This is a genomic window from Agathobaculum faecis (assembly GCF_014287995.1).
GTDB lineage: Bacteria > Bacillota > Clostridia > Oscillospirales > Butyricicoccaceae > Agathobaculum > Agathobaculum ammoniilyticum.
This window is the reverse complement of sequence record NZ_JACOPL010000009.1, coordinates 118,938-130,322: the sequence shown is the minus strand read 5'-3', so window position 1 is coordinate 130,322 and position 11,385 is coordinate 118,938. Positions and strand designations below refer to the sequence as shown.

The following is an 11,385-nucleotide window of genomic DNA, read 5'->3' as shown; positions in this document are numbered from 1 at the left end:
TTCGAGCCGTTCTTTCTCTTTTCCGAACTTTTCCGGCCGCCGCCCCTTCCGAAGCAGCTTATTCAGTATATCAAACCCAAAGCTGTTTGTCAAGAACTTTTTTCTTCTTTTTTCAGCTTTTTCCGCCGCGCACTTCCGCAGCTCGTTTACTATACTATATCCCCCTCCACTTTGTCAAGTCCTCCCTCCCCCTTTCTTTCTATAACTACCTTTTCCTCCCTTGTCCTTCCAGCGCTTTTCTGCTATAATTTTTCTATTGGAACCAATGGTATAAAGGAGGTCACTGGCTTGCCTATAAAAATAGCCGACAGTTTGCCCGCGCGTGCGATTCTGGAGAGCGAAAACATATTTGTGATGACCGAGCACCGTGCAACAACGCAGGACATCCGCCCTCTGCGCATCGCGCTGCTCAACCTGATGCCGCTCAAGATCGTGACTGAAACCCAGATCCTGCGCTGCTTGTCCAACACACCGATCCAGATAGAGGTCGACCTGATTCAAACGAAGACCTATCACTCGAAAAACACCCCCGAAGACCATCTGCTCACATTCTACAAAACATTTGACGATATCCGCGATCAAAAGTATGATGGTTTTATCATCACCGGCGCCCCCATCGAAAACATGCCGTTTGAAGAGGTTGAGTATTGGGATGAGCTGGTCCGCATTATGGACTGGACGAAAAACCATGTACATTCCACGTTGTATATCTGTTGGGGCGCGCAGGCAGGCCTTTACCACCACTACGGCATCCCCAAATATCCCTTGCCGCGGAAGATGTCCGGTATCTTCAAGCATCATGTGCTTTTCCCGAAAGAGCCCCTTTTGCGCGGCTTCGACGACCTATTCTGCGCCCCGCATTCACGCCACACCGAGGTACATGCGTCCGATATCCGCAAGGATGACCGCCTGCGCCTGTTGGCGGAATCTCACGAGGCTGGCGTTTATCTGGTTGAGGCGATGAACGGACGGCAAATTTTCGTGCTTGGTCACGGGGAATATGATCCGGACACCCTGAAGAAAGAATATGAACGCGATCTCGCCAAGGGCCTGAACCCCGAGATCCCCCTGCACTATTTTAGGAACGACGACCCCAGCGACGATATTCTGGTCACCTGGAAAGCGCATGCCCACCTTTTCTATACCAACTGGGTCAATTACTACGTTTACCAAACCACACCCTACTCCCTCGATAAAATATAAAAAAAGAAGCGGCCTCAAGCCGCTTCTTTTTTATGCCTCTTCCATGCCGACCAGATGGCACAGCGTCATCAGGCTGTCAGACAAGTGTACATTCTCGACCGGAACGCCCAGCCCCTCCAGATGCAGGTCCTCTCCCGTGAAGTTCCACAGGCCGCGGATACCATGATCGACCAGCTCATGCGCCAAATCGGGCGCATGGGTGCGCGGAATCGTCAGGACGGCAACATCCGGCTTGCGCCGGTCGACAAATTCAAACAGCGTGCTGCTGCTGCGCACCTCATGCCCGCCAAATTTTTTTCCCACTAACTCCTGATTCGCGTCAAACGCACACAGCAGCTTGAATCCGCTGGCCGAAAAATCGAAGTTGTTGAGCAAGGCCCGTCCCAGATTGCCCGCACCGATCAATACCGCCGTGCGGCCGGCGCGGAGCCCAAGAATAGCGCCCAACTCCTCCTGCAGCTTATCTACATTGTATCCATATCCCTGCTGGCCAAATCCACCAAAGCAGTTGAAATCCTGCCGGATCTGTGAAGCGGTCAGCCCCATACGCTCAGCCAGGGCGCGCGAGGAAATGCGCTGTACGCCCTCAGCTTTCAGCTCACAAATATTGCGGTAGTAGCGCGGCAGACGCTGCACCACCGCCTTGGAGACCTCTTGTTTGCGCTCCACAGGTTTTCATCCTCTCTTTCCCATCACAAAATTACAGCTTCGCAATCGTTTCCAGTACATAATCCGTGAATTCCTGCGCGGTCGCACCAGTATCACGCCCATTGACCACTACCTTTTTCTCTTCAAACATGCAGATATCGAGCGCACGGTCGAGCTTATTCGCCAGTTCGATCTCACCGATGTGCTCGAGCAGCATCACGGAGGCGCGCAGCACGGAGGACGGGTCCGCGTACTGAGCGCGCCCCTCCTGCACCATGCGCGGCGCGGAACCGTGGATGGCCTCGAACATCGCGTAGCGCTTGCCGATATTGGCCGAACCCGCGGTGCCTACGCCGCCCTGAATCTCGGCCGCCTCGTCGGTGATGATATCGCCATACAGGTTGGGCAGCACGACCACCTTGAAATCGCGGCGGCGTTTTTCGTCCAGAAGCTTCGCGGTCATGATATCGATGTACCAGTCGTCGAACTCGACCTCCGGATACTCCTTTGCGACCCGCTGGCAGGTGTCGAGGAATTTGCCGTCCGTGGTCTTGATGATATTGGCCTTGGTCACGCAGGAGACGCGGTTCTTGCCGGTCTTGCGCGCGTAATCAAACGCCAGGCGCGCGATGCGCTCGCAGCCCTGCGAGGTCGCCACTGTAAAGTCGATGAACAGATCGTCCGCAATCTGCACGCCCTGCGAGCCGACCGCATAGCCGCCCTCGGTGTTTTCGCGATAGAACGTCCAGTCGATCCCCAGCTCAGGCACCTTGACTGGACGCACGTTGGCGAACAGGTCGAGCGCTTTGCGCATCGCCACATTCGCGGATTCCACATTCGGCCACGGATCGCCCTTGCGCGGGGTCGTGGTCGGCCCCTTGAGAATTACATGGCACTGTTTGAGCTCCTCCATCACATCGGGCGGGATGGCGCAGCCCAGCTCAGCGCGACGCTCGATGGTCAGCCCGTCTATCACACGGAACTCCACTTTCCCCGCCTTGACCTTGTCGGCCAGCAGGGCCTCGAGCGCGTGCTGCGCCATGCCGGTGATCATCGGGCCGATACCGTCGCCGCCGCACACGCCGATGATGAGCTTGTCAAGCTTTGTATAGTCAATAAAGTCATCCTGTGCTTTCATATCCGCGATGCGCGCAAGCTGGCTTTCTACCACTGCTTCAAATTTATCCAGAATGGACTGGTCGATCGACATAACGGTGTCCTCCTCATACCATTGATATTATTTTAACAAATTTTCTGCATCCTGTCAAGAAAGAGGAGGCTGGGAAAGCGCCTCTCTCCTCTTTTCCTTATTGCGCCGCCTGTTCCTTGGCATAGTTGAGCGTGCCGCCCGCGAGCAGCGCGCCGCGCTGACGGTCGGAAACGTCGCAGTCCGCCTTGAAGGTCCTGCCGCCGCATACCACGGTAACCTGACTGCCGTTTTTGATTTCCTCCAGCACATGCGGCAGCGCGATCTCATCCAACAGGTTGATCGCGTCGTAGTCCGCCGGATCGGCGAAAGTCAGCGGCAGGATGCCCGAGTTGACCAGATTGGCCTTGTGGATACGGGCGAACGACTTGCACAGCACGGCTTTGACGCCCAGATACAGCGGGACGAGCGCCGCGTGCTCGCGCGACGAGCCCTGGCCGTAGTTGGCGCCGCCGACGATGACGCCGCCGCCCTGCTCCTTGCAGCGCGCCGGAAATTCCGGATCGACATTGATAAAACAGTAATTCGAGTAGTATGGCACGTTCGAACGGTAGGGCAGCAGCTTCGCGCCCGCCGGCAGGATATGGTCGGTGGTGATGTTGTCCTCGGTCTTGAGTACGACGCGGCCCGTATAGGACGCTTCCAGCGCCTTGCCCAGCGGGAACGGCTTGATGTTCGGGCCGCGTACAACCTCGACCTCGGCCGGATTTTCTGCGGGCCTTACGATCATGTTGTCGTTGATGACGAAATGCTCCGGCATTTCAATCGCCGGCATTTCTCCCAGCGTGCGCGGGTCGGTCAGCACGCCCGCGAGCGCACTCGCCGCCGCGACCTCGGGCGATACCAGATAAATCTGCGCGTCCTGCGTCCCCGAGCGGCCCTCAAAGTTACGGTTGAAGGTACGCAGGGATACACCCGCGGACTCCGGCGACTGTCCCATGCCGATGCAGGGACCGCAGGCGCACTCGAGGATGCGCGCGCCCGCCGCGATAATATCCGCCAGCGCACCGTTCTGTGCGAGCATGTTAAACACCTGTTTGGAACCCGGGCTGATGGTAAGCGAAACGTCCGGATGCACGGTTTTACCCTTGAGGATGGACGCGACTTTCATCATATCGTAATAGGAGGAATTGGTGCAGGAGCCGATGCAGCACTGATTGACCTTAATCGCGCCGATCTCAGCGACCGGCTTGACATTGTCCGGCATGTGCGGCATCGCGGCCAGCGGCTCAAGCGCGGACAGGTCGACCGTGTATTCCTCGTCGTACACCGCGTCCGGATCGGAGGACAACTCGACCCACACATCACCGCGGTCCTGCGCCTCGAGGAAGCGTCTGGTTTCCCCGTCGGACGGGAACACCGAGGTCGTCGCGCCCAGTTCCGCGCCCATGTTGGTGATGGTCGCGCGCTCAGGCACGGACAGCGTCGCAACGCCCTCGCCCGCGTACTCGACGATCTTGCCCACGCCGCCCTTGACGGTCATCTGGCGCAGCACGTCCAGGATAACGTCCTTGGCGGAAACCCACGGGGACAGCTTGCCCGTCAGGTTGACGCGCACCATCTTGGGCATGGGGATGTAGTACGCGCCGCCGCCCATCGCAACCGCCACGTCCAGGCCGCCCGCGCCGAACGCCAACATGCCGATGCCGCCGCCGGTCGGGGTGTGGCTGTCCGAGCCGATCAGGGTTTTACCCGGCGCGCCGAAGCGCTCCAGATGCACCTGATGGCAGATGCCGTTGCCCGCCTTGGAATAGTAGATGCCGTGCTTTTTGGCCACCGAGCCGATATACTTGTGGTCGTCCGCGTTTTCGAAGCCGGACTGCAGGGTATTGTGGTCGATATACGCGACCGACCGCTCGGTCCTGACCTGGTCGACACCCATTGCCTCAAACTGGAGATAAGCCATGGTGCCGGTAGCATCCTGCGTAAGCGTTTGGTCGATCCGGAAACCGATCTCCTGTCCTTGGACCATTTCTCCGTCCACCAGATGCTCCTTCAGAATTTTCTGTGCGATTGTCATACCCATTTGTGTTTCTTACACTCCTTTATGTCCCTACGCGGCGATATTTGCGCCCGCCGCGCCCCGCCGCTGCAAAGCGGGTCCGTTGCGGCTTCCACAGCCTTCTCCACGGCATGCGCGGCATACCGTGCCCAAAAACAAAACAGAAGCGGCCTTTGCAACGCAAAAACCACTTCTATTTTACAACATTCCTTATCTTTTGAAAAGACCTTTTCGCTATCGCTTTTCACAAATATTCGCACTGATCTCCGCAGTTGCGAAAGCATTCTGCAGGGTCAGACCCACACTACCTGCAAGGTATTCATAATATGCCTGGCTCCCGATCATGGCCGCGTTATCCCCACACAGGGAAAGCGGCGGCAGGTAGAGCCTGGTGTGGGTGCGCTTCGCCATCTCCTGCAGCGCCGCGCGCAGGAACGAGTTGGCCGCCACACCGCCCGCGCAGACCACGCGCCGCGCATGCGTCCGCTGCGCCGCCATCTCCAGCCGCGGCACCAGCGTATGCACGACCGCCGCACAAAAAGAGGCCGCAAGGCCGTTTTTGTCCAGCGTTTCGCCTTTCTGCTCCGCATTGTGCGCCAGATTGATGACCGCGGTCTTGAGGCCGGAAAAAGAGAAGTCAAGCGGCGCGTCCTTGATGTGCGAATCCGGCAGCTTGTAGCACATCGGGTCGCCCTCCTGCGCGAGCCTGTCGATCTTCGGGCCGCCCGGGTAGCCCACGCCGAGCACGCGCGCGACCTTATCGAACGCCTCGCCCGCCGCGTCGTCCCGCGTGCCGCCGAGGATCTCAAAATCCGTATAATCGCGCACCATCACGATCTCGCTGTGTCCGCCGGACGCAATCAGCGTCAAAAACGGAGGCTTGAGATCGGGATACGCCAGATAGGTCGCCGCGATATGCCCGCGGATGTGATGCACCGGAATAAAGGGCTTTTGCAGCGCAAACGCCAGCGATTTCCCGAAATTCGCGCCGACCAGCAGCGCGCCGATCAGTCCCGGCGCACAGGTCGCCGCCACCGCGTCCACCGCGCGCTTGTCCATGCCCGCGTCGGCCAGCGCCTTTTCCGTCACGCGCACAACCGCCTCCATGTGCCGACGCGACGCGATCTCCGGCACCACGCCCCCATACAGCGCGTGCGTTTCGATCTGTGTGTCCACCACGCTGGAAAGTATGTTCCGTCCATCCTCAACCACGGCGGCCGCCGTTTCGTCGCAGGAGGACTCAATTGCCAAAATCCTCATTGTCTCACCCGTTGTTCCCGTATTGCAAAATATGACGCGCCAGTTCCGCGTCCTGCCTGTGTACATAGATCCGATACTCCCGCTGGTACTGCGCGCGGATCCCCAGCACATCCTGCCGCTGCAGCATGCGCTGCGTATTGTCCCGCACCTCTGTTCGGAACGCGATCTGCTCACGGCTGAGCGCCTGCTGCGCTTGGAAAAAGTCTTCCTGCGTATTGGTGCATAAAATCTGCTCGCGGTTCATCGGCGTAATCATTTTCCCGCCTCCTTTATCCAAAAGCAAATATTTCCTGTCCCTCGCCACTCTGCTACAAGCCGGCCGGCATGCGGTATACCGCCCAGATCACCGCTGCCGTTGGCAGCAGCAATGCACCGCACAGGCTCACCTGCAGGCGCACCGCATGCCCTTTGGGATCTCCGCCGCACTGCACCGCGCGCAGCGCGTCGCACAGCGCATGGCAGAAAGAACAGGCACACAGCACGGCGCCGGCCAAAAGGGCCGCCAAAAGCATCATCTCTTTCTCCCCCTTTCCGGTTACCGCATCGTGCCATCCGATATCTCTTTTTCCATGCATACGCAGATCTCGTCCCCCGCGAAATCGCCGAAATTCGGCACCAGCCGGTACCCCTGCTTCTGATAAAACGCGATCGCGTCCGGCATATCCGCGCCGGTTTCCAGCACCGCGCGGTGGCACCCGCTCGCTGCGGCGTGCCGTTCGAGCGCGGCCACGATTTTGCCCGCCGTCCCGCTTCTTCGGTATTCCGGCCGGACATACATCCGCTTGATCTCCGCTGTTACCGGATCATACGCGCGCCAGCAGCCGCAGCCTGCCGGCCGTTCCTCTATGTAAGCCACCACCGCGCAAGCCATTCCGTCCAGCGCGTGATACGCCTTGTACTTTTCCGCCACCGAGCCCCAGCCTGCATGGAAATATACATCCAGCTCCGCAACCAGCACTGCCAGATCCGGATTGCTCACATCGACAAAGCGAAGCGCCGCCCGTTTTTTATCCACCGTCCCCAGCGCCTTTTCAAAGCAAAGGCAGTTTTCCGCACCGGCCGGACTCCCATAATAGGGCATTGTACGGTATCCCAGTTTCCGGTAAAGCGCCGCCGAATCCCCTGTGGTCCGCGCGGTTTCCAAAACAGCGCGCGTATAGCCCTGCTCCGCCGCGTTACCCTCCAGCGCGCGGATGACCGCGCCCGCAATCCCCCGCCGACGGTATTCCGGCCGCACATAAATGCGTTTCAGTTCCACGGTATGCGCGTCCGTCCGCTTCCAGCAGCCGCAGCCTGCCGCGCATCCATCCTCATAAACGACCAGCCGGCATCCGAACAGATGCGGGTCGTTATATTTCGCATAGCGGCGATGCACCTCGCCCACGATCGAAAAATAATATTCATCCAGCCTGCCCGCCAGTTCCAGCAGATCGGTGTTTTCCGCATCGACAAACCGAAGCTCCATCCAGCCTCACCCTTTCAGAAAAAATGTCATCAGCAGCGCGTCCTCAACGGGCGCGGTGTAAAAATTCTTTCGCACGCCCACCTTTTGGAAGCCCGCATTCTCGTACAGGGCAATCGCGGGCATATTGGACGTGCGCGCCTCCAACGTAACAAAGGCCAGCCCCTGCGCTCCCGCGTGCGAGACAAGCGTCCCGATCAGCGCGCGGCCGACTCCCTGCCGGCGGCAGTCGGGTGATACCGCAACATTGGTGATATACCCCTCGTCCAGCACGGTCTGGCAACCCACATAGCCGACCGCCACGCCGTCCCGCTCCGCAACCAGGAACAGACCTTTCCCCAGTTCTTCGCGGAGCATATCCGCGCTCCACGGCGCGTGGAAGCACACTTTTTCGATCTCCGCGAGCGCGGCCAGATGACGCTCCTGCATGGGTACGACCGTCATTCTGTAAGCCTCCCGATGATGCCGCTTATCCCCCGGTCGATCTCGGCCGCCGCGCGGCGGTAGGTATCCAGATCGCCGCCAAACGGATCGGAAACGTCCTCCGGCAGCAGGGTGAATATCTTGTCCGCACAGTTCGGATACAGCTCGCACAGGCGGTCGTAATGGGCGCCTGTCATGCAGACCAGAAAGCGCGCCTCCCGCACCAGTTCGGGCGTGAGCATGCGCGAGCGGTGCCCTGCAATGTCCGCGCCCAGTTCGCGCGCCGCCGTGACCGCGTTTGGCGACGCGGGCAGGCCGTTCTGGGTGAACAGTCCAGCGGACGCCGCCGTCAGACCGGTCTTCTTCTCCCCGCCGCGCGCACGGAACAGCCCCTCAGCCATCGGCGAACGGCAGGTGTTGCCCGAGCAGATGAAAATGATGTCGTCCATTTTGGAATTCCCCCTGTCAAAAACCGCCCGCGCCGCGCGCGGTGCGCCCTCTCCTCTCAAACCGATCGGTTCGGGTAGAATCACTTTGTGTCGTACCAGCTATGCCCCGCCTTGGCCTCTGCCACCAGGGGCGCATCCATAACGAACGCGGCTTCCATTTCTTCCTTGAGCAGGCGCATCGCGGTCTCCTGTTCGGTTTTCGGCGCCTCCAAGATTAATTCGTCGTGGACCTGCAGGATGAGCCGGCTCTCCAGGCCCTCGCGCAGCAGGCGGTCGTGTACCCGCACCATGGCGATCTTGATGATGTCCGCCGCGGTCCCCTGGATGGGCGTATTCATCGCCACACGCTCCCCAAAGGAACGGATATTGAAATTTTTGCTTTTCAGTTCGGGCAGCGCGCGGCGGCGGCCGAACAGCGTGGACACATAGCCCTTTTCCCTCGCGTTTTCCTTGATATCCTCCATATATTTTGCAACGCCCGGATAGGTCGCCAGATAGGCGCGGATAAACTCGCCCGCTTCCTTACGGGTCACGCCGATATCCTGCGCAAGCGAAAAATCCGATATCCCGTACACAATACCGAAATTGACCGCCTTGCAGGAGGAACGCATCTGCGGCGTGACCTCGTCCAGCGGCACATGGTATACCTTGGCCGCGGTCGCGGCGTGGATATCCTGCCCGGATCGAAACGCCTCGATCATGTGCGCGTCCTGCGAGATATGCGCAAGCACACGCAGTTCGATCTGCGAGTAATCCGCGTCGATCAGCACATGCTCCGTGTCGGGCGCGACGAACATACGCCGCAACTCACGCCCCAGTTCAGTGCGCACCGGAATGTTCTGTAGGTTCGGGTCGGTCGAGGACAGCCGCCCTGTCGCGGTCACAGTCTGCTGAAAATGCGTATGGATACGCCCGTCCTTTTGGCTGACCACCTTGAGCAGCCCATCCACATAGGTGCTCTTCAGCTTGGTAAGCTGCCGGTATTCCAGTATCTTGGGAACGACCGGATGGTCTTCCGCGATGCGCTCCAGCACGTCCACGTTGGTCGAATAGCCGGTCTTGGTTTTTTTCGGCGCGGGCAGGTGCAGCTTTTCAAACAGCACCTCGCCGAGCTGCTTGGGGCTGTTGATATTGAATTCTCCATCTGCGTCGCGGTAGATCTGCGCGATCAGCTCATGGATACGGACGTCCAGCCGCTCCCCAAACGCGCGCAGCTCGTCCGGCGCGACCGCACAGCCCACGGTTTCCATTTCGGCCAGAATGCGCATCAGCGGCAGTTCTATCTCATAGTACAGCTTGCGCATGCCCAGCTCTTCTACCCTGGATGCTGCTTCCTGATAGATCGCACGCACCGCCCCTGCATGGCGCGCGCACGCCTGTTCCGTCTGTTCCTGCCCGCCGAGCGGCGATACGGCAGCCGGATCGTCCAAGTCAAGTTCTGGCAGTTCAGTGCTGCAATATGCCAGCGCCACGCGCGGCAGGTCATATCCAGACTGCGTCGGATCCAGCAGATACGCGGCGAGGCAGGTGTCGAACACAATCCCCTCCGGCTGGATGCCACGTGCAAGCAGCGCCGCCGCCACAGGTTTCGCATCATGCAGCACCAGCTCGATCGCGCCGCCGAACAGACGGCGCAGCAGCGCATCCCAATCCGCATCCGCAAAGTCATCCGCAAACAGCATCGCCGCCGTATCCGCTTCCAGCAGGCACATCGCACCCAGCGTTTCCGGAATCACCGCAAACACGCGGCCCGCTTCGGTCAGCGCGTCGAGCAGCCCAAACGCTTCGGCGGCATTTTGGATGCGCAGCGTCCGGAGCTCCGGCAGCCTGGGCGCGGTATACGCGCCGCTCAGCCCAAGCTTTTTGATAAAGTTTTTAAACTCCAGGCGGGTCAGCAGTTCATAAAGCGCTGCCTCGTCCCGATGTTCCTCCGGCAGGTTTGCAACATCCAGCGCAAGCGGCGCGTTGCGGTCAATGGTCGCGAGCCAATAGCTGTCTTTCGCGGACTGCGCGCCCGCTTCCAGCTTTGCTCGCGCGCCTTTTTTGATTTTTTCATCCTCCAGGTTCGCATACACGCCTTCCAGCGAGCCGAAATCATGCAGCAGCTGCATTGCCGTCTTTTCCCCGATGCCCGGCACGCCCGGAATATTATCCGACGCATCCCCCATCAGCGCCTTCAGGTCGATCAGGCGAATCGGATCGAAGCCGTATCTTTCACGGAACTTTTCCGTATCATAGGTTTCATAGGTCGTCTGCCCCATTTTGGTGGAAACCAGAAGCACAGTCGTCCCGCCGCCGATGAGCTGCAGGCTGTCACGGTCGCCCGTCACGACCACGCAGGTGTCGCCGTTTTCATCCGCTTTCCGGCTGATCGTGCCGATCAGGTCGTCCGCCTCATACCCTGCCAGCTCGCAGCGTACCACACCCATCGCATCGAGTGTTTCTTTCATCACCGGCAACTGCGCCGCCAGCTCGTCCGGCATCCCCTTGCGGGTTGCCTTGTAGGAATCAAATTTCAAATGGCGGAAGGTTTTTTCCCGCACGTCAAAGCACACAACCGTACGGTCAGGCTTTTCATCCTCCCTGAGCTTGAACAACGTGGCCAAGAACCCGTATACCGCGTTGGTCGGCAGCCCTTCATGGTTGGAGAGCTGGCGGATACCATAAAAAGCGCGGTTGAGTATACTGTTTCCATCGATCACCATGATTTTCATGCGCGTATTCCCCATCA

11 protein-coding genes are annotated in these 11,385 nt (G+C 59.3%); 1 reads left to right on the top strand and 10 read right to left on the bottom strand.

Going from position 1 to position 11,385, the window contains the following annotated elements:
• Window positions 1-288: 288 nt before the first annotated feature.
• Entirely contained in the window at window positions 289-1,203 is a 915-nt protein-coding gene (metA, locus tag H8S45_RS11020; protein WP_107632039.1) for a homoserine O-acetyltransferase MetA, read from the top strand.
• A gap of 30 nt (window positions 1,204-1,233) precedes the next feature.
• Here the strand turns inward: metA and H8S45_RS11015 are convergent, their stop codons facing one another.
• From H8S45_RS11015 to polA, 10 genes are all read right to left on the bottom strand, one after another.
• Window positions 1,234-1,872, bottom strand: a complete 639-nt coding sequence (locus H8S45_RS11015; protein WP_107632038.1) for a redox-sensing transcriptional repressor Rex — start codon at window positions 1,870-1,872, stop codon at window positions 1,234-1,236.
• 31 nt (window positions 1,873-1,903) lie between these two features.
• Window positions 1,904-3,061 (bottom strand): isocitrate/isopropylmalate family dehydrogenase, encoded by a 1,158-nt coding sequence (locus H8S45_RS11010; RefSeq protein ID WP_107632037.1) that lies wholly within the window; start codon window positions 3,059-3,061, stop codon window positions 1,904-1,906.
• 97 nt (window positions 3,062-3,158) lie between these two features.
• Window positions 3,159-5,084, bottom strand: a complete 1,926-nt coding sequence (locus H8S45_RS11005) for an aconitate hydratase (protein ID WP_186950090.1) — start codon at window positions 5,082-5,084, stop codon at window positions 3,159-3,161.
• A 210-nt stretch (window positions 5,085-5,294) separates the two neighbouring features.
• Window positions 5,295-6,320, bottom strand: coding sequence for a tRNA (adenosine(37)-N6)-threonylcarbamoyltransferase complex transferase subunit TsaD (gene tsaD, locus H8S45_RS11000; RefSeq protein WP_054327363.1), 1,026 nt, complete (start codon window positions 6,318-6,320; stop codon window positions 5,295-5,297).
• A gap of 4 nt (window positions 6,321-6,324) precedes the next feature.
• The gene (locus H8S45_RS10995; protein WP_186950089.1) at window positions 6,325-6,576 is read right to left on the bottom strand and encodes a hypothetical protein; all 252 of its coding nucleotides are present in this window, start codon (window positions 6,574-6,576) and stop codon (window positions 6,325-6,327) included.
• 52 nt (window positions 6,577-6,628) lie between these two features.
• The gene (locus tag H8S45_RS10990; RefSeq protein WP_054327361.1) at window positions 6,629-6,835 is read right to left on the bottom strand and encodes a hypothetical protein; all 207 of its coding nucleotides are present in this window, start codon (window positions 6,833-6,835) and stop codon (window positions 6,629-6,631) included.
• Window positions 6,836-6,855: 20 nt separating this feature from the next.
• Complete coding sequence (locus H8S45_RS10985) at window positions 6,856-7,785, bottom strand: GNAT family N-acetyltransferase (RefSeq protein ID WP_147574607.1); 930 nt, start codon at window positions 7,783-7,785, stop codon at window positions 6,856-6,858.
• A gap of 6 nt (window positions 7,786-7,791) precedes the next feature.
• Entirely contained in the window at window positions 7,792-8,226 is a 435-nt protein-coding gene (gene rimI, locus H8S45_RS10980) for a ribosomal protein S18-alanine N-acetyltransferase (protein WP_054327360.1), read from the bottom strand.
• Complete coding sequence (locus H8S45_RS10975) at window positions 8,223-8,654, bottom strand: low molecular weight protein arginine phosphatase (RefSeq protein ID WP_054327359.1); 432 nt, start codon at window positions 8,652-8,654, stop codon at window positions 8,223-8,225. Before H8S45_RS10975 ends, rimI begins: the two co-directional genes overlap by 4 nt.
• A gap of 80 nt (window positions 8,655-8,734) precedes the next feature.
• Window positions 8,735-11,368 carry a DNA polymerase I gene (gene polA, locus H8S45_RS10970; protein WP_186950087.1) on the bottom strand — a complete coding sequence of 878 codons (2,634 nt, stop codon included), beginning with the start codon at window positions 11,366-11,368 and terminating at the stop codon, window positions 8,735-8,737.
• Window positions 11,369-11,385 lie beyond the last annotated feature (17 nt).